This is a genomic window from Polymorphobacter sp. PAMC 29334, from assembly GCF_019431245.1.
GTDB lineage: Bacteria > Pseudomonadota > Alphaproteobacteria > Sphingomonadales > Sphingomonadaceae > Polymorphobacter_B > Polymorphobacter_B megasporae.
In genome coordinates this window covers 690024-712447 of sequence record NZ_CP080243.1, presented here as the reverse complement: position 1 = coordinate 712447, position 22424 = coordinate 690024, and the positions used below count along the sequence as shown (strand labels likewise).

Sequence of the window (22424 nt, the reverse complement as noted above, 5' to 3'; positions counted from 1 at the left end):
CACCGGCTCAGCACAAGGGGAGTGACATGCACCACATTCTGCAAACGCATCGGACGGCAACGATCGCCGGAAGCGCCTTGGCGTTAGTTTTCGCGGCACCGGGTTTCGGCCAGACCGCCGAGCCGCGCGACCAAGCGGTCGCGGCCACTCCCTCGGCGACAGCCGCCGCGGGCGCCCCCGACACGAGCGCCGCCGACGCCGACATCGTTGTCACCGGCAGCCGCATTCGGGGCGTCACCGCGACCGGATCGAACGTCATCGCGATCGACCAGGCGAAGATCGCCGAGGAGCCGGTGATCTCGACCAACGATCTCCTCCGCCGCCTGCCGCAGGTCGTTGGCCTCGGGACCAACCGCAACGGCGGCTCGGCACAGAACGGGCAAGCCAATGCGACCAGCGGGGCGGGTATCAACCTGCGCGGTATAGGCACCAACGCGACGCTGCTGTTGTACGACGGCAAGCGCTTTCCGCCGCAGGGCACGCAGGGCCAGTACACCGATCCGGCAGTCCTGCCGTCGATCGCCCTCGAACGCGTCGAGGTCGTCGCCGACGGCGCGTCGGCGATCTACGGATCCGACGCGATCGCCGGAGTCGTCAACTTCATCCTGCGCAAGAAGGTCGACGGCGCCGAGTTCCGCCTGCGCAGCGGACTGACCGAAGGCGGCTATAACGAGCAGCAGGCGGCCGGCATCGTCGGCAAGACCTGGGCGACCGGCTCGGCGATGCTCGCGGGCGAATATACTCGCAACGACGCACTGATCGGCGGCGACCTGCCCTTCTACCAGGACAATAATGTCAATCGCGGCGGGCGCGACCTGCGGACGACATTCTGCAATCCGGGAACTATTACCGCGGGTGGCAGCACCTATGCGATCCCCACCGGCGGCGTGACGCGCGCGAATGTCGGTTCACTGGTCGCCGGGACCGCCAACCGCTGCTTCTACAATACCAACGACGCGGTCATCCCCCAGCAGCAGCGCGCCAGCCTGGTGGGCAACGTCAGCCAGCAAATCGGCGATCGGGTCCGGCTGTTCGCCGATGGATATTACTCGTACCGCGAAGGCATCTCGCTGGGGACGGGAGATACGTTCACCGCGACGGTCCGCAACACCAATCCTTTCTTTGTTTCGCCCGTCCCGGGTCTGACGTCCGAGACGGTAAATTACTCGCTGCTTCCCGAGCTCGGTGCAGACCGCAATCCGTACCACAGCTATTCGTGGAACCTGTCGGGCGGCGTCGAAGCCAAGCTGTTCAGCGACTGGGTGGCGACGGCCTATTATGCGCACGGCGAGTCGAAGGATATCGCCGATCGCCGTCTCGGCGTGAACTCCGCAGCGCTCGCGACCGCGCTCGCCGACACCAACCCGGCCACCGCGCTCAACGTCGTCGGCGGCCCGAACAATCCGGCGACGCTCCGGCGCATCAACGACAACTATTTCATCATCGCCGGTGCCACCCGGCTCGATGTCGGCAACGTCCAGCTCGCCGGATCGCTGTTCAACCTGCCCGGCGGCAACGTCCGCGTCGCGGTCGGCGGGGAGTACCGCAAGGAATACACCTTCACCGACCTGACTGTCGGCACCAGCGCGGCACAGGCCCATATCCGCGACGCGGGGACGCGTAACGTCAAGGCGGCGTTCGGCGAGTTATACGTGCCGATCTTCGCCGGCCCCAACGCGATCGACGGCATCCAGGAACTGTCGCTCTCGCTCGCCGGGCGCTACGAACATTACAGCGACTTCGGCGACACGACGAATCCCAAGGTTGGCGTGACCTACAAGCCGATTGCCGGCGTCACCTTCCGCGGCAGTTATGGCACGTCGTTCCGCGCGCCGACCTTCACCGAGGTCTCGACCGTCGCGGGCGGTGCCGGGCTGTATTACGACACGCTGCCGGGCCCCAACGGCAACCTGACCGGCATCGGCATCGCAGGCGGCAATCCGCAGCTCAAGCCCGAAACCGCAACGACCTATTCGGGCGGGATCGAGATCGCGCCGGTCCGCTTCCCCGGCCTCGTCGCGACGGCGAGCTATTTCCACATCGACTATAAGAGCCAGATCCAGGCGCTGCGCGGCACTGCGGGCATCCTGACCAACCCGATCTATGCGTCGTTCGTGACGCTCAACCCGACGGCGGCGCAGGTCAACGCGCTCGTCACCTCGGGCCTGCCGATCAACAGCGCGATCAATACGTCGGCGGTCTCGTTCATTGTCGATGGCCGCCGCCAGAACCTCGGCTCATCGCTCGTCGGCGGCATCGATTTCGGGCTGAACTACGACTGGACGATGGGGAATGCGAAGATCGATGCCGGGGTCCAGGGTAGTTATTTCACCGAATACAAGTTCCGGGCGGTCCCCGGTGCGCCGCAGATCGACGTGAGCAACACGATCAACTTCCCGCAGAAGTTCCGCATGCAGGCCGATGTCGGAGTCAAGCTCGACAAGCTTCATGGCCGCGTCACGGTCAACCACCTGTCGGGGTATCGCAACACGACGGTAACACCGAACCAGACGGTCAGCGCTTATGACACGGTCGACCTTTACGTCGGCCTCGACGTGACGCGCCAGCTCACCCTGTCGGTCGATGTACGCAACCTGTTCGATCGCAACCCGCCGTTCGTCGACACGACGCGCGGCTACGATCCGCAGTCGGCGAACCCCGTCCCGCGGCTCATCAGCGTGACGGCGGGGGTCAAGTTCTGATGCGCCGGCCGCTGGCGGCAGCGCTCGCGGCCAGCGCCGCGTCGTGGGCGCTTCCCGCTGCGGCGCAAGACTGTGGTGCGCTCGCTGGGCCGCATCCGGGAACGGTCGTCATCACCGCAGCGCGATCGATCGAGCCCGGGCCGGCGGGCTGGCAGCCCGACACGACGAGCTTCTACCGCCCGCTTCCGGTCAAAGTGCCGCTCTGCCGGGTCGAGGGGACGATCGAAGGCAATATCGGCTTCGAACTGTGGCTGCCCAACGCGGATAAGTGGAACCGGCGCTTGTTGGGCGCCGGGGTTGGCGGGGACGCCGGAGTCTATAACTACACCGACATGAGCCGCCGGATTGGCGAAGGCTTCGCTACGGTGACGACCGACAGCGGGCATAAGTCCAGCCAGGCGAGGTGGATGGCCGACCCCAAGGCGCGGGTCGACTACGAGCACCGGGCGACGCACCTGACCGCGCTAGCGGCAAAGGCGCTTGCGGCGGACTATTACGCCAAGGCCCCCGACAGGAGCTATTTCCTCGGCTGTTCGGGGGGCGGGCGACAGGCGCTCAAGGAAATGCAGCTTTATGCCGGTGACTATGACGGCGTCGTCGCCGGGGCTCCCGGGCCGTATATGCCGCTGATCTCGGTGCGGATGATGTGGTTCTCGTTGCTCCAGAAGCAAAATGCAGCCGCGGCGCTGACCGACGCCGACTGGGATCTCTACGAGCGGGCGTCGAACGCGGCGTGCGACGCCAACGATGGTGTCCGCGACGGCATCGTCGAGAACCCGCTCGCCTGCCATTTCACGCCCGCCCAGCTGGCATGTGCGCCCGGGCAGGCCAGCGCCTGCCTGCCGCCGGCCAAGGTCGCGATGCTGACCGAGATTGTTGCACCGATGCGCAACGAAACCGGACGCATTATGGACCATGGGCTGCTGCCCGGCGTCCGCACCCGGCCGGGACCGCCGTCGCCTTTGCTCCGCGCGATGTGGGCCGATGCGGTATACGACGATCCAGCTTGGGACGAGAACAGCTTTCGCCGAACCGCCGACCTCGACAAGGCCAATGCGATCATGCCCGAACTGCGCGCGGACAGTACCGCGATCGCGCCATTCATAAAGCGCGGCGGCAAGGCGCTGATCTATCAGGGATGGCAGGACCCGTCGGTAATCGCGGGGCCAACGATCGACTATTATCGCGAACTGGAGGCGGCGCAGGGCGGTGCGGCGGAGCTCGCGAAATCGGTTCGACTGATGATGGTCCCGGGCATGTACCACTGCCATGGCGGCCCGGGAGCCGACGAGTTCGGTGGATCGGGGCAGATCTCCACGCCCGCTAACCCGTCGCGCGATATCCTGTGGGCGGTGATCGACTGGGTCGAGCACGACCGCGCGCCCGACCGTATCGTCGCCGCCAAGATCGCGCACGGCGACGTCGTCCTGACGCGCGCATTGTGCCCATTCCCGCAGTCAGCCCATTATGACGGCGTCGGACCGCAAGACCGTGCCGCGTCGTTCGCGTGCCGCATCGATCCGTTGCTCGCGACAGCTCGATAATGCTCAGCGACGCGCTGTGCCGACATATCGCCGAAACGGCTTTCGAGGCGATCCCACCTGCCGCACTGACCAATACGCGGCTGGCATTGCTCGACGCAGTCGGTGTCATGCTTGCCGCTAGCGAGATGAGTCCCGAAGCCGCGCCATTCGCTGCGCTGGCGATGGCCGCGGGTACGGGTCCGGCGACTCTGCTTGGCCGGAATGAACGGACATCGCCTGCGCTGGCGGCGTTCGCCAATGGCGCCTTGGCACACGCGCTCGATTTCGAGGACACGTTCGACGCCGCGCCATGCCATCCGAATGCGGCGTTGGTGCCGGCGGTGCTCGCGCTGGCCTCGACGCGCGCGACGACCGGACGCGAACTGCTAACCGCGATGGCGATCGGCTGCGATCTGACATGCCGGATTGCGTCGTCGCTTACGCGTCCGATGACCGGCTCGTATCCGCCCCCGATCCTCGGCGCTTTCGGCGCGACGGCGGCAACGGCGCGGATCATCGGCCTAGACGCTGCGGCAACACGCGGCGCCTTGTCGCTCGTCTTGTGCCAGGCAACCGCGCCCGCCGAAATCAAATACAGCACCAGCACGACGATTCGGGCGATCCGTGAAGCATTCCCGGCGCAGGCGGCGGTCGTTTCGGCGCAGCTTGCGCGCGACGGTGTCGTCGGATTTGAAACACCCTTCGAGGGAGAGGGCGGCTTTTTTCAGATATTCGCCGGCGGCGGCTACGATCCGCAGGTGCTCACCGACCGGCTCGGCACATATTTCCACGGAGCGGAACTGACGTTCAAACGCTGGCCCGCGTGTCGCGGCACCCACGCCTATATCGAAGCGGCATTGCGGCTGCGCGAGGCACCGCGCTTCGACTGGCGGCGGATCACCAGCGCGACTGTCGTCGTCGGCGAGGTCCAGCAGATGCTTGTCATGCCGGCCGAGCGGAAAAGGGCTCCGACGACGTCGATCGATGCGAAGTTCAGCATTTTCTTCACCGTTGCGCTGGCACTCGTCAGGGGCGAGGTCGGGCTCGACGACTTCGACGCCGCGTCGCGCGGCAACGCCGACGTCCTCGCCATGGCGGCACGAATGTCGGCGAGATTTGACCCTGCCGCCATCCCTACGGCGATCGGCGGTATCGTCGAGATCGTATTCGACGACGGTCGAGCAGTTGAGGCCGCCGTCCCGATCGCACTCGGTCATCCAACCCGTTCGATCCCGGTGTCCGATATGGTCGAGAAGTTCGTGGCATGCGCTGAACGCGCATCGGTGCCCTGGTCACGTGCGGCGGCGGGGCTGCTCGCGCACAGGTTGCTGACGATCGACGACTGCGACGATATCTCCGGACTTTTCCAACCAGCGGTGTGACCCGGCCGCGCGACTGTTCGCCGCCACGCTGGTCTCATGCACTTACAGCTTGGATACAACTGCACTCCGCAAGTACAGGGGCGCAGAAGACCGATCGGACCGGGGCAACCCCAGCTTCGATCCATGTCGATCGCCACCCTGCGGATCGGCGGCCAGATGACGAAGCGAGATGCAATTGAGTGACGACTTAGAGAGCCCTGTCGACCTTGGCGCCCTGGGTAATTTTGCCGGCTATCACCTTCGGCGCGCCGCGGTTGCCTTCGCCGCGAACTTCGCAAACGCTATGCAAACGACGAAGATCCGGCAGGTCCAATTCGGGATCATGTCGGTGATTGCCGCGAATCCGGGCATGAACCAGGGCACGGTCGGTCGCGCGCTCGGAATCCAGCGTGCCAACATGGTGACGCTGATCAACGAGCTGGTCGACCGCGACCTCGTCGCAAGGAATGGCTCGGTGGGCGATCGCCGCGTCGTTTCGCTCTCGCTGACCACCGCTGGCGAGGCCGCCCTCGCGGATTGCATCACGCACATCGTTCCGCACGAGGAAGCAATGCTGGCGCACCTCGACGCGCACGAACGCGAACAATTGATCGTCCTGCTCGACCGGATCGCCGCCGTCGGCGCTTAGGGCCGGCCCGCTCTCACGAGCAGGTGAAGCTCGCAGCCTTCTCCACATCTCCGGTCCCGTCGTATCGCGCGACCTTGGGGAAGGCACAGAGCGGCCGCGTGCGTCCGGGCCACGGCGAGCGCGGGTTGGCCGTCGCGATCAGGCTCTCGGGTGCCTTGGCATGCTCGACCCACGCGACCACGGCGCCGAACGCGTCATAGCCGTCGGTTGCCGGTCCGCCCTGGCAATGCCCCATGCCGGGCACGGGGAAGACCCGCACGAAGCCCGCCGCGCCGCCACCGTCGCGCTGGTCGACCTCTTTATACCACGCGATCGTGTCCTCGACCGAGAAGACCGGATCGGACACGCCTTGCGGTACGACGAGCTTGCCGCCGCGCTTCTGGAACGCCGACAGGTCGGCAGAGCGCGAGCCGATGTCCTGCCATGCCGAGCGCGTGAAGCCGTTACCGGTCGCGTAGATCTTCGCGGCTTCGGCGTTCATGTCAGCGTGCAGCAAATAGTCGAGCTTCGCCTGATTATCCTCAGGCAGAGGCGTCGGCGGAGTCGTAAACACTGCGCCGAGCGAAGGACTACCCATCGCGACGTTGATCGAGGGCACCGGCCCGGCTCCCGTCTTCCACACCCGCCAGCCGTCGTCGCCCCAGCCCGCATCCCAGTAGAAACCCGAATAGATCGGCTTGCCCTTCGGATCGCGCGCGCCATCGTGAATCTTGCGTAGCGCGGTGATTTGCGCCGGTGTCAGGCACGAGTCCTGCTTACCTCCAGCACAGGTGATCTTCGCCAACTCGGGCAGCACGCGCTCGGAGGTGCAGCGGGTATAATCGGCGATGATCCCATCGACTACGCCGTCGGCCTTGTCGCATGCCGCGAGCACGGCCCGACGGACGAGCTGCCCGTCAGCGGCGGAGAAAGTACCGGCCAACGATGCCAGCGTCACCGGCTCGCCTTTTGCCCGCACGACACCAGCCAGCGCCTGCGTGTCCCAAGCCTCGGCCAGCGCCGCCCGCGGCAGTGCGAAGCCGGGGGCAGCCGCCACGATCCCGTCGAACAGATCGGGATAGCGCGTTGCCAGCATCATCCCCTCCTGCCCGCCCTTCGAGCAGCCGACGAAATAGCTCTTCTGCGGCGGGCGCTGGTAGAAGGCGGCGACGAGCGCCTTTGCCGCTTCGACCGTGGGGCGGAGCGACGTGCCGCCGTAATCGGCGCGCGCCTGCGGATCGAGACCGAACGCCGAGACGCCCCCGCGCGCCGGAACGGTGTTGGTCGCATTGTCGTGTCCCGAATCCTGCGACATGACAGCATAGCCCTGGACCAGCGCGGGCGCGGCCCCGCCACTGAGGCGTCCGATCGCGTCGCCGAGCTCGCCGTTGGTGCCGCCACCGCCCTGCATGAAGAACTTGCCGTTCCAGCTGTCGGGCAGGCGCAGGTGGAAGCGAATCGCATAATGCTGGCCGTCGGCGCCGGTGCGTTCGTGCATCGTCGCGATCACGTCGCAATGCGCCGGCAGCTCGAGCGCGGGCATCGGCGGGACGCCGGGTGGCAGGCGCGGGGCTGGCGCCGCCTCTGCGTCATGCCCCACCGCGCTGATGATGCGCGTCGTCGGATCGGGCCAAGCGACCCAGCCGGACTGTACGAGCGCGGCGCAGCGATCCGCCGGCTCTGCCGCCTGGACGGATCCGGCGAGAGAAGCCGCCATTACCGAACCGGCGACGAGGAGCATCGCCTTGATCTTGGGCATAATCAGAACCTCACCGCGACGCGGACACCATATTCACGCGGCGGCCCGTAGAACTGATTATTCCCGGTGATGCCGCTGACATAGGTCTTGTTCGTCAGGTTCGTGCCGTATCCTTCAAGCGTCCACTTCTTGACGCGCAACGTCACGAGCGCCGACAGCAGCCCGCGCGAGCGCAATGTGTCGAACTGTTGAGTGTAGAAATATCCGGCGTACTGCGAACCGACAAAGGCATAGTTGAGTCGCGGAGTCAGGCTTACGCCGTCCTTGATCGCGATCTCGTAGTCGATGCCGACGTTGTAGCTCCACTTCGGCGAGAACAGGTTCGGCCCGCCGCCGGCCTGCTGGAAATAGGGCCCGTAGTTGGTGCAGCCGGCGGTCGGGATCGCCCCGCACTGCGGCCCGAGCGTCGTTCCCGGCGGAATCAGCCGCGAATTGACTGCGGTCAGGCTGCCGAGCTTCGAATGAACATAGGCGAAGCCCGCATCGACATCGAACCCGGCATATTTGGCTTGGACCTGTCCCTCGACGCCGTAGATTTTCGCGCTCGCGACATTGACCACGCCGCTCTGGCCGGTGCTCGTGTCGACGAAATCAAACTGGAAGTCGTTGTAATTCATGTAAAACGCGCCGAGCTGGGTCCGCAGATGCTTGTCAAGCATCGTCGACTTCCAGCCGGTTTCGTAATCCCAAACAGTCTCCGGCCTGAACTGCGAGACCGACGAGTTCGCCCCGCCGGGCTTGTAGCCGCGCGCGACGAAGGCATAGACGAGATTGTCGTCGTCGACCTGGAAGTTGACGTTGGCCTTGCCGGTGAGGCGGCCGTCCTTGTGGTTGCTCCCAAGGTTCGCCACGGTCAGCCCGGTCGGGCCGAAGATGGTGCCATAGCCGATCGCGACCCCGCCATCCTGTGTCACCGCGTAATGCGAATAGCGCGCGCCGAGCTGGAACTCGACCCGGTCGGTGATCTTGTACCCCGCCTGCGCGAACGCACCGACGGTCGTCTTGTAGTCGTTGATGACGATGTGGGTCGGATCGACCGGAGCACCGGTGTGATTTAGGATGCGGACGTTGATAATGTTGTGCTGGAAATAACCGCCGAGGATCCAGTTGAAGCGGCCCGTCGTCGGTGACAGCAGGTTGATCTCCTGCGACACCTCGCGTTCGCGGACGAACTGGTCCTCGGTTTGGGCCGGCGTCGCCGCCGTATTCAGCGCCGTGCCGTCGGTATCGTAGAGGTTGGTGACCCGCTTGCTGGTGTACCCTGTCATCGAGCGGATGGTGATGCCGTCAGCGAGTTGATAGCGCAGTTCGAGATCGGCGAGAAAGCCACGCTCGTAGTTCGAGGTCGGCGCATCATGGTCGAGCGTGCGGATGTCACCGATCGCACCGGCACCGTACGGCGTTCCCGGCAACGGACGATAGGCATAGCCCCCGGTCTGCTTGTCGATCCACTCGACATGGCCGAGCGCGTGCAGGTTTCCCGGAGTCCACAGCACGCCGAGGCGGCCCGCCTTCTCGTCGAGGCGGTTCGGGTGGTTGTGGTACGTGCCGATATCGTTGAAATAGCTGTCGTGGCGCTCGTAGTTCCCCGCCGCGCGGATCGCCAGATTGTCGGTCAGCGGCACGTTGATCGCGCCCTGCGCCGCAGCGCTGCTGTAATTGCCGAGCGCGCCTTGGAGGAAGCCGCCGACCCGGTCCAGTTCGGGCGCCGCCGAATTGATGAAAATCGCGCCGCCGGTCGAGTTCGATCCGACCAATGTCCCTTGCGGCCCGCGCAGCACTTCGATGCTGCCGATGTCGTAGAAGCTCGACGTCGTCAGCAGGGGCGGCTGGAAGACGCCATTAATGTAGACCGCGACGCCGTTCGCAACGGCGGGCGATCCGCTCGCGATGCCGATGCCGCGAATGTTGACCGACTGGGTCAGGCCGGCGTCGACCACCGACAGCGATGGCGCGGCGAACTGGAGGTCCGAGATCCGGGTAACCGCTTTCTCCTCGAGCTGACTTCCCGACAGCGCAGTCGCTGCAATCGGGACGTTCTGGAGGTTTTCGGTGCGCCGCTGAGCGGTGACGGTGATTTCGGCGAGGCCTCCCGATTCAGCCGCCGTACTCACTGGCGTCGCGCTTCCCGCCGGGCTCGGCTCGGCTCCCGGGGGCGCAGCGGTTCCGGCGGATTGACCCCAGGCGGCCACCGGCGCGGCAGCTATCAACAGGAAAGCGGTCGACTCGAACAGGCGTTGGCGCATCGCAAGATCTCCCCAAAATCAAAAGCATCAAAGTAAAGATGCCGGGGGAGCCTCGGTGCCGGAGTCGTCGGCCGCTGAAATCGCCCCCTGCCGCCAGGCTTTTGCCTGATCGTTGACGTCAGGATAACGCGCCAAAAAGACGTCGGCAATGGATTGTTTTCAGACATAGCTTTTGTGTCGCAGGCCGGGACGATCACTGCTCAAAGTTCGTCGCGAGGCTCGCGGCGGCCGTCTACCGCTCGCTTCGTGCTTGCGCTTGGATGGCAAGAGCCACCGCCCCGAGCACGCCCGACCGATCACCGAGTGCGGGGGGAACCAATAGGCTGGCGAGCGCTGCGGGGTCATCGAGATCTGGCAGATAGCCCGCGAGTTGGCGGGAAAGGCGCGCTTGCAGGTGGGCAAACACGTGCGGGTTCTGACCGACACCGCCGCCGAGGACGATGCGCTGGGGTGCAGCGACGTAGCACAGCGTCGCCGCCAGCTGCGCGAGGTAATCGGCGATCAGCTCCCAGACCGGATGATCGGGCGAAACGTCAGCACCCGGTCGACCCATCCGCCGCTCGATCGCCGGGCCGCTGATCAGCCCTTCGAGGCAGTCACCATGGAACGGGCAGATACCGGGAAAGGGGTCGATAGCCGGGTCGCGCCGGACCAGCAGGTGTCCAGCCTCGGGGTGGAGGCGGCCGTGAACTGGGCGACCCGCGACCATGATCCCAACCCCGACGCCAGTCCCGACCGTAACATAGGCGTAGTCCTGCATTCCGCGGCACGATCCCCATGTTCCTTCGCCAAGCGCCGCGCCCGCGACATCGGTATCGAGCGCAATCGGCAGCCCCAGCGCCCGCAGTGGTGCGAGCAGATCGGTCCCCGACCAGCCGGGCTTGGGCGTTCGCAGCATATGGCCGTAGTCGGGCGCGGCGGGGTCGACGCGCAATGGGCCGAAACTCGCGACGCCGATCGCGTCGACGCCTGCTGAGTCAATTTCCCGGGCGACCAAGTCTGCAATTGCAGAAAGCGTCTGCTCCGGGGTCGTGGTCGCGATTCGCACCGGCGGACTCAGGTCGTCCGGACCGCTTCCGAAGGCGACGAAGACCTTGGTCCCGCCGATTTCGACGCCTGCGTATCGGCTCATTGATCGGCGAGCCGCCACAGGACCTCAAACGGCGCAAGGTCGACCGGACCCGCCGGGATCACCCGGTTTGTCAGCACATCGGATCCAGTTTCATCCCAGCCTCGCGGACACCGCACTGTCTGCGCCTCCGCCGACAAATTGGCGAGGCAAAGGAACCGGCGCCCATCGTCGCGGACAAAGCCGAGGACAGCGGCGCAATCGAGCGCCAGCGGCACCGCCCGGCCTGCAACGCCGAGCGCGTTCAGCGCGCGCGCCGCCGCACCGTAAATGCGAATTGCATCGCGCATTTGTCCTTCTGGAGCCTCAGTCGCTGACGCCCGGCTCCAGTCCATCGCCGGTCGCTGGAGCCATCGTCCTTCGTGGCATCGCGCAAGATCGTTGCGGTAAGTCACGTCGTTACCGAGCGCGACCTCATCGCCCATGTAGATCATCGGCCAGCCGTCGAGCGCGTGGATCGTCGCATACAGAAGCTTGAGCCGCGCAAGGGCCTCGCCCTGATCGACATCGGGGCGCCCCAGCCCAACCAGCGCCGCCGTCATCCCATTGGTCGATGGCACCCCGCCCGGCACGGTCTGAAATGCCTGTCCCCCCGAAAAACCGTCGCCGCCGTAAAAGTCCGACCAGCGCTGCAGGTCGGCTGGCGACGCATGTCCCGCGAGCGCGTTCCAGATCAAATCGTCGTGGCAGCGGACGTAATTGAGCCATGCCGCGTGGTCCGGCCGCTCCGCCGCTGCAGCGATCATCGTCCGCGCGATCATCGCGTCCTGATCGGCCAGCGCGCCCCACAAGGCGGTCATCACGCCGTTATTGTACGCGAGGTCGCTCCCTTTCGTGTCACCTTCGCCGAAGAACGGCGTCACGTCCTCGGGGCTCTCGATTGCTTCGGTGAGCAGGACGACGCTCGGCGCCGCGATATCGAGCGCAGCGCGGAAGGCGGCGACGATTGCGTAGGCTTCGGGCTGGTTGCGGCAGGTGGTGCCCGCGCGCTTCCACAGGAACGGCGCGCTATCGAGGCGGAAGCCCTGCACCCCGCGGTTCGCGTGGAACAGCAGCACATCGAGCATCTCGAGGAAGACCGCGGGGTTGGCGTAGTTGAGATCCCATTGATACGGATAGAAGGTCGTCCACACCCAGTCGGCCATCGCCGCGTCGTAGGTGAAATTGCCCGGTGCAGTATCGGGGAACACGTCGACGAGGGCCGCATCCCATCCCGCGACGTCCGCGCCGTCGACGACGTGATAATAAGCGCGGTAATGCGGATCGCCAGCGCGTGCCCGCTCGGCCCAGTCGTGCTCGCGCGCGGTGTGATTGCAGACGATGTCGAGGATCAGCCCCATGTCGCGCTGGCGCAATTCGGCGGCGAGACGTTCGAGTGCTGCCAGATCACCGAGCCGCGGTTCGACTTCGCGATAGTCGGCGACCGCGAAGCCGCCGTCGCTCTCGCCCGGCCGTGCCTTGAGCAGCGGCAACGGATGCAGCCAGCGAATGCCGAGCGATTGCAGATAGTCGAGCCTGTCGACGACGCCCGCCAGCGTCCCGGCAAATTGCCCGACATAAAAGGCGTACACGGTTTCCCCAGATCGCGCCGCCCAGCCGGCATCCGCCGATCGGCAACGATCGAGTGCCTGAAGGTCGGCGGCGCGACCGGCGACCGCGCGATCGAGCAGGTCGTCTGCCCTGGCGAACACCGCTCCCGCGTTGTCGCCGTAAATTCGTTCGAGGCAGGTCGCGAGGGCTCGGCGCGCCCGATCGGTTTCCCTTTCCATGATGTCTTCGGAGTCCCCGGTCAGGTGGTCGTGCAGCGCGCGAGCCGGCAAATGCAATCGGTTGTCGATAAACTCAAGCGGGTTGGGCCAGGGATGCGTCTCGATCCGACCGGACGCGGCGGGCTCGCGTCATCGAGCCCGCCGCGTCTGTCACGTGTTGAGGCGGAACGTCAGCCCGACCGTCCGCGGGCGCGGTCCGGCGAGCAGCGTCGGACCGTTGGCCGAGGTCGGCCCGCGATAGTCGGACAGGTTGTCGGCAAACACGCGAACTTCGTAACGGTCGAAGCTGACGCCGACGCTCGCCGAGTAAAGCTGATACGGGCTGACCGAAACGACCGTCGCGTCGCCGTTGCGCGCGCGCCCGACCGCGGTCGCCGACGCGGTGGCGAACATGTCGTAATCGCCGATCTTGCGGTCGTACGTCGCGTCGCCGCGGGCGTTGAACGGCGGTGTGTAGAACAGCCGCGAACCGTTGGTGATCCGCGTGTTCGCCTCGGTGAACGCGGGGATCACCTTGGTGAACTTCGAGTCGTTGACGTTGCCGATCGCCGAGAGCGTCAGACCCTTGAGCGGCGTCTTCCACGTCGCCTCGAGGTCGATGCCCTGGCTCTTGCCGTCACCGAGATTGGCGAACGCGGCGAGCCCGATCGACGTGTTGAACGCGCTTTGGATGTTCGTGTACTTGATGTCGTAGGCGCTGACGGCGAGACGGAGCTGACCGTCGAACAACGTCCCCTTCGTCCCGATTTCGAGGTTCCGCAGCCGATCGGGGCTAAGCGAAAGCCCGCTCGGGACGCCATCGGCGGTCACCGCGCTCGCCTGTGCCTGCGACTGGAGGATGCCGCTGCGGAAGCCCGTGCCCGCGTTAAAGAAAACCGTCCATTGCTTGCTCGGGTAATATGCAAGGTTCGCGCGCCATGTTACCGCATCGGGGTTGGCGTTGGTCAGGACGTGAACGCCGTTCGTCAGCGAATCTGCTTTCCGCGTGTCGTTGAAGTAGCGGATTCCGACGAGGGGGACGAGCTTACCGTCGAACAATTCGTAGCTGACTTCGGAGAAGACGGCTTCGTTCTGGGTCTTGGTCTGGGTGTCGCCGTTTAGAACGAGGCCCGGGAAGTTGAGGTTGAACGACGCGAGCCCGGTGGCGTTCTGGTAGAACACCCCGGCGACCCCGTGGAACGGTCCGCTGCCCGACGTCGCGACGCGGAATTCGTTGACGAAGCTATCGGCATTGCCGCCATTCGTAAGCGTCCCGATCCCGAGTGGTGCGCCGAGATTGAGGCCGACCGCAAACCCACCGGGCAGCGATTTCTGATACGACGTGGCGTTGGTCAGCGTGAACTCACCGACCTGCCGCGTGATCGTGCCCGAGAAATATTCGGCGTGTCGCCGGTCATAACCGACGACATTGCCCTGATACGATGCGTACGGCGGGCTCACCGAGTTGAAGACGCTGAGATAGTCCTCGTCGGTGCTGAAATACCAGGCACGGAGCCGAACGGTCGTGACGGCATCCGGCTGCCACAGCAGGACCGCCTGCAGGTCCTTCGCAACGACGTCGTTGGCATCGCGCTTCGTCGGGGTGCCGGTCGGCGCGCCGGGATAGACGTCGACATAGCCGGCGCGATAGTCGTAGCCGCCGCTGACCCGCAGCGCGAGGCTGCCGGGGACGATCGGCACCGAAATCGCGGCGGCACCGCGATAGTTGATCTGATGCGTATCGTTCGTCGTCGAGACTTCGGCTTCACCCGCCTCGGTAATCTTGTTGAGGTCGGGGTTCTTGGTGTGGAAGATGATCGTGCCCGCCGACGAGCCCTGGCCGTAGAGCGTACCCTGCGGGCCGCGCAGAACCTCGACCCGGTCGATGTCGAAATACTGGAGTGGCGGGGCGCTTTGGTTGTTGGGGACGCCGAACGGCGTGTCGTCGAGGTAGTATCCGACGAGCCCGTCGCCGATCGGACCGCCGGCGCCTGAACCGCGGATCGAGAAGATCCGGTAGCCCGCACCGATTTCCTGCGTCTCGGCGGCACCCGGGATGAGCGAGATGAGGTCGCCACCGTCGCGGATGTTACGCTCTTTGAGCGTCGCGCCGGAGAATGCCTGGATCGCGATCGGTACGCGGTCGAGCTTCGTCGCACCCGACTTCAATGCCGTCACGACGATCTCACCCATGTCTTCATTCGACGCTGCGGCTGTCTGGGGCACCCCCGGCGCGGCGGCGGGCGTTTGCACGACGGTATCCTGCGCGGCGGCAACGGCCGGGAGGCAGGCAAGCGCCATGCTCGCGCTGGTCAGCAGCAGACGGCTGCGCACAGCGGCGAACGAGCGGCCGCGCGGCGCATCTATGGTCAAATTTGCTGATGTGTTCATTCTCAAACTCCCCTATTTATCGATCGCTTTTCTGCAATCGTTTGCACGTTGCTATCACGAGTGTCATGCTCGTGCAATCCGGTTCGCGCCGCAGCTACCGTTGGCAAAAATGTCGCGTTACGCCGTCGCGAATGCAGCGCGGAGCGCGCTCTTCCATGCCCCCGCGAACTCGATCGCGACGCGCGCGCCGGGGGCGATGAAGTCGAAGCCGTGATAGGCTCCTGGCGTAACGCGGAGCTGGACCGGCACCCCCGCCGCCGCGAGGCGCTGCGCGTAGGTGATGTCTTCGTCGCAGAACAAGTCGATTGCGCCGACGCCGATGAATGCCGGGGGCAACCCGGCGAGATCGGTGACGCGCGCCGGCACCGCGCCGTATAGGGGGGTCCCGGTCCCCGCCGGCTGCCCGAGGAAACTCGACCAGCCATAGCGGTTGCCCGCCTCATTCCACCCGATCGTGCCGATGAACGGCGGCACGCGGCGGGTGCTGCCGGTGCGGTCGTCGAGCATCGGGTAGATCAGCACCTGATAGCGCAGCGGGACCTGTCCGCGATCGCGCGCGGCGATCGCCACCATCGCCGCAAGGCCGCCGCCCGCGCTTTCGCCCATGACCGCGATCCGCGAGCGATCGACCCCGAGCGCCGCGGCATTGGCATGCAGCCACGCCAACGCCGCGTAGCAATCCTCCATCGGGCCGGGAAAATGCGTCTCGGGCGACAGCCGGTACTCGACCTCGACGACGACGCAATCGAGTTCGGCGGCAAGCTTCTGCGACGCGACGACCGCATCGGCAGCGCGACCGAGGATCATGCCGCCCCCGTGAATATGCACCACGGCCGGACGCGGTGCGCCGCCGGGCCGCGCGCCGATCACCATGATCGGCACGTCGGGCTGGCCCTTCGTCCCCGCGACCGAGCGGCGTTCGACCGCGGCGGCCGGAGCGGGCAACGGCATGGGCGGCGGCGGGATATTCGCGCGAATTGCCCGTAGCCCCTCGTCGGTCCAGTGCAACGGCAGCGGGCGCGCCATCACTAGCCGCGCGCCCGCGCGCAGTTCGGGATCGACGCGATCGAGCGACGGGCCGGCGGCTCCCGATGCGAGCACCGAACCGACCGGGGACGCCGCTGCGGCCATCGCCGGCACGACAAAGCCCGACGCCATCAGGCCGAACTGAAAGCTCCGCCGCGTGAGGTCCATCGCTCATCCTTCCCATCCGGCGTCTGCGCGCGCTTCGTCGTCAGACTGCGGCTCCCACAAGGATTTGCAAGGAGATCCACGCATGATCTTGCAAACGATTGCAGCCTGTTGCTTATCTGTCGCGTAAGCAAATCATGCCGCAACCAAGCGGCGCGTGCGGGTCCAAGGGGGCGTGGGATGCATCGGTCACTGTCATATCGGGTCAAGATCGCGAGGGCTGCGGCGCTCGTCCTGGCCCTGTTCGCTGGAGCCTCCGGTCTCCAGGCGCAATCACCCAACGTCCCCGTCAAGGTCGACCAGGACGGAACCGTCCACGTGCCGGCGATGTTGGTGCCGGTGTCGAGCCTGTCGAGCCCCGAGGCACAGGCGTATGTCGCCGAACATCTCCGCCAGATGCAGCAGCCAGCCCTGCTGCAGCAGGTCGACGGCGTGCCGGTGTTCATGAAGCCCTACCTCGCGCGGCAGACCGCGCTATTCGCGCACAAGAAGGTCGAGGCGACGATCGGCGGCGTCCACGTCTATGACTACGCCCCCGCCGCCGGGATCGCGCCTGCCAACCGGCACCGCGTCTTGATCAATCTTCACGACGGCGGTTTCTCGGGCTGCTTCCCGGGCTGTGCCGAGCTCGAGTCGATCCCGGTGACCGCGCTCGGCCGGGTGCGCGTCGTCTCGGTCGACTACCGCGAGGGACCGGACCATAAATTCCCCGCCGCGAGCGAAGACGTCGCGTCGGTTTATCGTGCGCTGTTGAAGTCGTATCCGGCGCAAAATATCGGGATCTACGGCTGCTCGGCGGGCGGAATGCTGACCGGCATGGCGATGGCGTGGTTCGACGCGCACGGCCTGCCGCGTCCCGGCGCAATCGGCATTTTCTGCGCGGGAGTAACGACCTCCGCCTTCGGTTTCGGCGGCGATGCCGATTTCGTCGCGATCCCGATCGGCGAGGCGCGCGCCGCGCCGGTGTGGCCGCCAGCCGAGCCGAACGCCGTGACCAAGCTGCCATATCTCGCCGGGACCGATCCCAAGGATCCGCTCGTCAACCCGGGGGTATCGGATGCGGTGATGCGCCGCTTCCCGCCGACGCTGATCATCACCGCGACGCGCGGCTTCGAATATAGTTCGGCGGTCCACACCCACGCTCAGCTCGTCCGCCTTGGCGTCGACGCCGAGCTTCACGTCTGGGAGGGGCTGTTCCACGGCTTTTTCTACAATCCCGACGTCCCCGAATCGCGAGAGGCGTATGACGTGATGGTCCGCTTCTTCGACCGCCATCTCGGCCGATAGCGGGCGGTGACGGCGCGGGGGGACGCATGACGACCGCGTCACCGTTCCAGGAGCTACAGCCGCCGTCGTTACGCGGACGGCTGTTCGTGTGCCGCGATTTCCGTTCGCGCGCACTGCTGCCTCGCGACATCTTCGTCTGGGTGCCCGATGGCGGGCCCGGCGCGCGGTTTCCGGTGCTCTACATGCAGGACGGGCAAAACCTGTTCGACGCGCGCCTCGTCGCGTTCGGCACTGCGTGGGAGGCCGATCGCAGCATGGCCCGGCTGGCAGACAGCGGGGCGATTGCGCCCGCAATCATCGTCGGCATCGGCAGCACTGCCGATCGCTTCGTCGAATATGCCCCCGAGCTGATCCTCGACCGGCTGGCCGAGCCCGCGCGCCGAGCGATCGAGGCGGCGTGGGGCGGCGGCGCGCGGTCCGGCAGCTACGCGCAAATGGTCATGGAAGACATCCGCCCCCTTATCGACGCGCACTTCCCGACGAACTCCGCCGCGAGCGCGACCTTCGTCGGTGGATCGTCGATGGGTGCGGTTGCCGCCGCCGAGTTGCTGGCGCGGTATCCTAACCGCTTCGCCGGGGCGGCCTTGTTGTCGGCGCACTTCAGCCTGTTGCCGGTGACCGGCGCCGATCCGCTGCCCGCAGGCTTCGCCGAGCAGGTTGCGGCGGCGGTCGGAAGTTTCGCGCGCGCGTGCCTGCCCCCAGCAGGGCACCATCGGATATGGCTCGACCGCAGCACGCTCGGCATCGATGCATTTTATCCGCCGAGCCATGCGGCGTTTGTCGCGGCGCTGACCGGGCTGGGCTATGTCGAGGGCATCGACATGACCGCGAGCGTCTATCCCGGCGTCGGCCATGACGAGGATGCATGGCGGAGCCGGCTCGACGACGTCCTCGGCTTTCTGCTCGCGCCGGCGCGTGCTGCGCAGTGAGCGGTCAAGCGTTCGCCGATGTGCGGCCTGTGTGCGCGTGTGGTTCGCGTGCCCAGAATACGCTTGCCGCCGCTGCCAGCATCAGGACGCCGCATAACGTCAGCGCATTTCGCGCGTCGCCGGCGAGGAGCGTATTGAAATACAGCGGCATCGTCACGGCGTTGAGCAGCATCGGCGCGACGATCATCATGTTGAAAATGCCCATATAAACCCCGGTCCGTTCGGGCGGGATGCTTCGCGCGAGGATGATATATGGGTTGCCCATGATGCTCGCCCAGCCAATCCCGATCCCGATCGCCGGCACCAACAGCCACGATTTGTCGGCGATATGCGGAATAGCGGCCATTCCGAGCCCCGCAGCCACAAGACAAACTGCATGCGTCGTCGCTGGTCCCCACCGTTTTGACAGTGGTACCATCACCAATGCGGCAATGAACGCAATGCCGTTGTAGAAGCCACCAACAATACCATTATCGAGGACTGCCCGGCGGAAGCTCTCGGACAGCGGATTGGCCTCGTCGTACACCGAACGACTGATCGAATAGACGACATAATTCCAATACGCGAACATCGCATACCATTGGAACAGGCTCATCAGCGCCAGCTTTCGCATCGTCACCGGCATCGTGACGATCGCATCCCAGATCTCGCCCAGGGTGGCGCCAACGGTGCGCGACTTCGCCCGGATGACCGCCCGAGCCGCATCGCTCAGCGGCAATTCAGGAACACGCCAGATCGACCAGACGATCGTCGTGAACGACAAAACCGCGCCGATCGTGAACGCCGCCCGGGTGATGACGGGGATGTTGTGCGCGTCGACCGCATTGAGGTCGAAACCGAGCGCACTGACCATGAAGCTCGGCGCCAGATACGCGAGCATCTGGCCAAGCCCGGTGAACGCGCTCTGCGATAGGAAGCCGAAGTTGCGCTGCTCGTCGGACAGCCGGTCGCTGACATAGGCGCGATACGGCTCCATCGTGATGTTGTTGCCGGCATCGAGCAGCCACAGCGTGCAGACCGCCGCAAGGATCGTCGGCGCGAGCGGCATGACGAACAGCCCGATCGAACACAGCACTGCGCCGACGAGGAAATACGGCGTGCGGCGGCCCCAGCGCGACGCGGTTCGATCGCTCATCGCACCGATCAACGGCTGGATCAGCAGCCCGGTCAGCGGCCCGGCAAGCTGAAGTAGCGGGATGCTGGCCTCGCTTGCGCCGAGGTAAGAATAGATTGGTGCCATGTTCGACTGCTGCAGGCCGAAGCTGAACTGGAGCCCGAGGAAGCCAAGGTTCATCTCGACGATCCGCATGATCGGGAGGCGCGGCTTCAAGGCATAAGTCACGGCTGCTCCGACACGCGATGCGGCCAGCTTCGTGTCAACGCTGGGCAAGATGTATGTCCAGCCATTTGTGAAACAGCGCCGGCCAAGCGCGGTTGGTCGCGGCGGGTGAGCCAAGCCCAAAGCCATGACCACCGGTCTCGAAGAAATGCGCCTCGACAGGAACGTGCGCCGCACGCAGCGCGGACAGCATCATCAGGCTGTTCTCAGGCGGAACCGCAGGGTCGTCGAGAGCATGGACGAGAAAAGTCGGTGGCGTAACTGTCGTGACGTGCAATTCGACCGAGCGCATCGCCACCAGCGATGCCGGAGGGTTCTCGCCGAGCAGCGACGTCGCACTTTGCGGGTTGGTCAGCCGCGCATCCATCGTAATCACCGGGTAGATCAATCCCGCCGCTGCGGGTCGAGCATCTATCGCATCGACGGCATCGCGCGCGGCATAGACCGGCTCGGCAAAGGCGGTGGCGAGCGACGCCGCAATATGTCCGCCCGCTGAATAGCCGAGCGCCGCGACCTGCGCTTCGTCGATCGCAAAGCGCGCAGCATTCGCGCGGATCAAGCGCATCGCGCGCTGGGCATCCTGCAGCGGAACATTCCAGCGATGAGACCAGCCCTCGCCCGGCAGGCGATATGTCAGCACGAACACGGTGTAACCCATTGCGGCAAAAGCTTCCGCAGTCCCCGCGCCCTCATGCGTTCCGACGATGAAAGTATAGGCCCCACTCGGAATGAGCAGGATTCCGTGCCGGTTGCTGTCGCGCGGACGGAAGACGCGCAGATTGGGCGCGGCGACATTGCGGATGAAGCCCGGGGGCGACGCTGGCGGAACCGGGCGCGGGGCAAAGCCACCCTCGGGCGGCGCACCTGCCCACAGTGGGATGACTTCGGCGTTGATCCAGCTCGGAGGCAGCGGACCGAGTGGATTCATAGGTGACGGTGTTGCGGCGGCGAGAGGCGTCGCCGACCGCGCTACCGAACTCTGCGATAGCGCGAGGCCCACGCCAGTTGCGACCAGCACCGCACGGCGATCGATCTCGGGGCGGGCGTGAACGAGGGTCGGATTGTTTGCGCTGCCCGGTTCGATGGTCTGCATTAGACAGGTACCGCGAAGGCGGCCTTCATGGCGCTTTTCCACGCGGCGGTGAATTCGCGCGATACGCGCGCTTCGGGGACGACGAAATCGAAGGCGTGGAAGGCTCCCGGCGTCACCTGAACCTGAGTTGGCACGCCTGAAGCGACGAGCCGCCGCGCATAAGCCATGTCTTCGTTGGCGAAGAGGTCGATCGCGCCAACGCCGATAAAGGCCGGCGGCAGGCCCGCCAAGTTCGCCACGCGTGCCGGGACCGCGCCGGTTGGCACGCGATCGCCGCCAGCAGGCACTCCGAGAAACGCGGTCCAGCCGAAGCGGTTCGCCTCGGGAGACCAGCCGATCGACCCAATATACGGTGGCGTGGCTCGGGAGCTGCCAGTTCGGTCGTCGAGCATGGGATAGATCAGCGTCTGATAGCACAGACGGACCTCGCCGCGGTCGCGAGCGACGATCGCAACCATCGCCGCAAGTCCGCCGCCAGCGCTTTCGCCCATGATGGCGACCCGCACCGGATCGACCCCCAGCGCCGCAGCGTTGCGGGCAACCCAAACGAGCGCGGCGTAATTATCTTCGACCGGTCCTGGAAAAGGGGCTTCCGGCGACAGGCGGTAGTCGACGTTGACCACGACGCAGTCGAGTTCGGCGGCCACCGTCTGGCAGAAAGCGGTCATATTCTGCGCGCGACCCGAGATCATGCCGCCGCCGTGGATGTGAAGAATGGCCGGCCGTGGCGCGCCGCCCGCGCGTACACCGATGACCTGCACCACGACGGGCGGGTCGCCGCGCGCGCCGGGAACGGTGCGCGTTTCGACCGCGGGCGCGGGCGCGGGCGGCGGAAGCGAGGCGGGCGCGACCCACGACGCACGAAACGCAGGCAGGGAAGCCCGGGTCATTGGCGGGAAATGTTGGGCAAGCATGGCCGCAGCGGCGGCGCGCAGTTCGGGATCGACGAGATGAAGCGGGTTCATCTCTGCCGGAGCGGCCACGGTGCCGGCCGCCGCCGGACCGAGCAGCAATGCGGCTCCGGTTGCGCCAATGGCCTTCGACAAATCACGCCGGGTCAACATCACGAAACCTCTCCCCTCAATCGCCGCAGTTGGT

Annotated in this window: 15 protein-coding genes; 6 read left to right on the top strand and 9 right to left on the bottom strand. The window is 65.8% G+C overall.

Annotated features, from left to right (window positions below; translation table 11 throughout):
* Positions 1 to 77 precede the first annotated feature (77 nt).
* The 4 genes from KZX46_RS07290 (at position 78) to KZX46_RS07275 (ending at position 6235) form a co-directional block, all read left to right on the top strand.
* Positions 78 to 2702, top strand: coding sequence for a TonB-dependent receptor domain-containing protein (locus KZX46_RS07290; RefSeq protein WP_226896152.1), 2625 nt, complete (start codon positions 78 to 80; stop codon positions 2700 to 2702).
* On the top strand, positions 2702 to 4246 hold the full coding sequence (locus tag KZX46_RS07285) for a tannase/feruloyl esterase family alpha/beta hydrolase (protein ID WP_219776044.1): 1545 nt from the start codon (positions 2702 to 2704) through the stop codon (positions 4244 to 4246). The genes KZX46_RS07290 and KZX46_RS07285 overlap by 1 nt, the downstream gene beginning before the upstream one ends.
* Positions 4246 to 5607 carry an MmgE/PrpD family protein gene (locus tag KZX46_RS07280; protein WP_226896151.1) on the top strand — a complete coding sequence of 454 codons (1362 nt, stop codon included), beginning with the start codon at positions 4246 to 4248 and terminating at the stop codon, positions 5605 to 5607. Before KZX46_RS07285 ends, KZX46_RS07280 begins: the two co-directional genes overlap by 1 nt.
* A gap of 175 nt (positions 5608 to 5782) precedes the next feature.
* Entirely contained in the window at positions 5783 to 6235 is a 453-nt protein-coding gene (locus KZX46_RS07275; RefSeq protein WP_226896150.1) for a MarR family winged helix-turn-helix transcriptional regulator, read from the top strand.
* A 13-nt stretch (positions 6236 to 6248) separates the two neighbouring features.
* Here KZX46_RS07275 and KZX46_RS07270 read toward each other — a convergent pair whose 3' ends face one another.
* From KZX46_RS07270 to KZX46_RS07245, 6 genes are all read right to left on the bottom strand, one after another.
* Entirely contained in the window at positions 6249 to 7973 is a 1725-nt protein-coding gene (locus tag KZX46_RS07270) for a tannase/feruloyl esterase family alpha/beta hydrolase (RefSeq protein WP_219776043.1), read from the bottom strand.
* A 2-nt stretch (positions 7974 to 7975) separates the two neighbouring features.
* Entirely contained in the window at positions 7976 to 10219 is a 2244-nt protein-coding gene (locus KZX46_RS07265) for a TonB-dependent receptor (protein WP_219776042.1), read from the bottom strand.
* A 232-nt stretch (positions 10220 to 10451) separates the two neighbouring features.
* Positions 10452 to 11351 (bottom strand): ROK family protein, encoded by a 900-nt coding sequence (locus KZX46_RS07260; RefSeq protein WP_219776041.1) that lies wholly within the window; start codon positions 11349 to 11351, stop codon positions 10452 to 10454.
* A complete protein-coding gene (locus KZX46_RS07255; RefSeq protein WP_219776040.1) occupies positions 11348 to 13117 on the bottom strand; it encodes an alpha-amylase family glycosyl hydrolase in 1770 nt (589 codons plus the stop codon). Before KZX46_RS07255 ends, KZX46_RS07260 begins: the two co-directional genes overlap by 4 nt.
* Before the next feature lie 150 nt (positions 13118 to 13267).
* Positions 13268 to 15487 (bottom strand): TonB-dependent receptor, encoded by a 2220-nt coding sequence (locus KZX46_RS07250; protein WP_226896149.1) that lies wholly within the window; start codon positions 15485 to 15487, stop codon positions 13268 to 13270.
* A 117-nt stretch (positions 15488 to 15604) separates the two neighbouring features.
* Positions 15605 to 16681 carry an alpha/beta hydrolase gene (locus KZX46_RS07245; RefSeq protein ID WP_226896148.1) on the bottom strand — a complete coding sequence of 359 codons (1077 nt, stop codon included), beginning with the start codon at positions 16679 to 16681 and terminating at the stop codon, positions 15605 to 15607.
* A 177-nt stretch (positions 16682 to 16858) separates the two neighbouring features.
* Here KZX46_RS07245 and KZX46_RS07240 point away from each other — a divergent pair, with 177 nt between their 5' ends.
* Positions 16859 to 17965 (top strand): alpha/beta hydrolase fold domain-containing protein, encoded by a 1107-nt coding sequence (locus KZX46_RS07240; RefSeq protein ID WP_219776039.1) that lies wholly within the window; start codon positions 16859 to 16861, stop codon positions 17963 to 17965.
* A gap of 26 nt (positions 17966 to 17991) precedes the next feature.
* Positions 17992 to 18894, top strand: coding sequence for an alpha/beta hydrolase (locus tag KZX46_RS07235; protein WP_219776038.1), 903 nt, complete (start codon positions 17992 to 17994; stop codon positions 18892 to 18894).
* A gap of 4 nt (positions 18895 to 18898) precedes the next feature.
* Here KZX46_RS07235 and KZX46_RS07230 read toward each other — a convergent pair whose 3' ends face one another.
* From KZX46_RS07230 to KZX46_RS07220, 3 genes are all read right to left on the bottom strand, one after another.
* Positions 18899 to 20203, bottom strand: a complete 1305-nt coding sequence (locus KZX46_RS07230; protein ID WP_370647547.1) for an MFS transporter — start codon at positions 20201 to 20203, stop codon at positions 18899 to 18901.
* Positions 20204 to 20270: 67 nt separating this feature from the next.
* Positions 20271 to 21326, bottom strand: a complete 1056-nt coding sequence (locus KZX46_RS07225) for an alpha/beta hydrolase (protein ID WP_226896147.1) — start codon at positions 21324 to 21326, stop codon at positions 20271 to 20273.
* Positions 21326 to 22390, bottom strand: a complete 1065-nt coding sequence (locus tag KZX46_RS07220) for an alpha/beta hydrolase (protein WP_219776885.1) — start codon at positions 22388 to 22390, stop codon at positions 21326 to 21328. Before KZX46_RS07220 ends, KZX46_RS07225 begins: the two co-directional genes overlap by 1 nt.
* Positions 22391 to 22424 lie beyond the last annotated feature (34 nt).

What these genes read in the sequence shown, in the direction of transcription:
- KZX46_RS07285 (WP_219776044.1), top strand. Translation starts at nt 2,702, where the DNA reads ATGCGCCGGCCGCTGGCGGCAGCGCTCGCGGCCAGCGCCGCGTCGTGG.
- KZX46_RS07280 (WP_226896151.1), top strand. Translation starts at nt 4,246, where the DNA reads ATGCTCAGCGACGCGCTGTGCCGACATATCGCCGAAACGGCTTTCGAG.
- KZX46_RS07270 (WP_219776043.1), bottom strand. Translation starts at nt 7,973, where the DNA reads ATGCCCAAGATCAAGGCGATGCTCCTCGTCGCCGGTTCGGTAATGGCG.
- KZX46_RS07265 (WP_219776042.1), bottom strand. Translation starts at nt 10,219, where the DNA reads ATGCGCCAACGCCTGTTCGAGTCGACCGCTTTCCTGTTGATAGCTGCC.
- KZX46_RS07260 (WP_219776041.1), bottom strand. Translation starts at nt 11,351, where the DNA reads ATGAGCCGATACGCAGGCGTCGAAATCGGCGGGACCAAGGTCTTCGTC.
- KZX46_RS07255 (WP_219776040.1), bottom strand. Translation starts at nt 13,117, where the DNA reads ATGGAAAGGGAAACCGATCGGGCGCGCCGAGCCCTCGCGACCTGCCTC.
- KZX46_RS07250 (WP_226896149.1), bottom strand. Translation starts at nt 15,487, where the DNA reads ATGAACACATCAGCAAATTTGACCATAGATGCGCCGCGCGGCCGCTCG.
- KZX46_RS07245 (WP_226896148.1), bottom strand. Translation starts at nt 16,681, where the DNA reads ATGGACCTCACGCGGCGGAGCTTTCAGTTCGGCCTGATGGCGTCGGGC.
- KZX46_RS07240 (WP_219776039.1), top strand. Translation starts at nt 16,859, where the DNA reads ATGCATCGGTCACTGTCATATCGGGTCAAGATCGCGAGGGCTGCGGCG.
- KZX46_RS07235 (WP_219776038.1), top strand. Translation starts at nt 17,992, where the DNA reads ATGACGACCGCGTCACCGTTCCAGGAGCTACAGCCGCCGTCGTTACGC.
- KZX46_RS07230 (WP_370647547.1), bottom strand. Translation starts at nt 20,203, where the DNA reads ATGCGGATCGTCGAGATGAACCTTGGCTTCCTCGGGCTCCAGTTCAGC.
- KZX46_RS07225 (WP_226896147.1), bottom strand. Translation starts at nt 21,326, where the DNA reads ATGCAGACCATCGAACCGGGCAGCGCAAACAATCCGACCCTCGTTCAC.
- KZX46_RS07220 (WP_219776885.1), bottom strand. Translation starts at nt 22,390, where the DNA reads ATGTTGACCCGGCGTGATTTGTCGAAGGCCATTGGCGCAACCGGAGCC.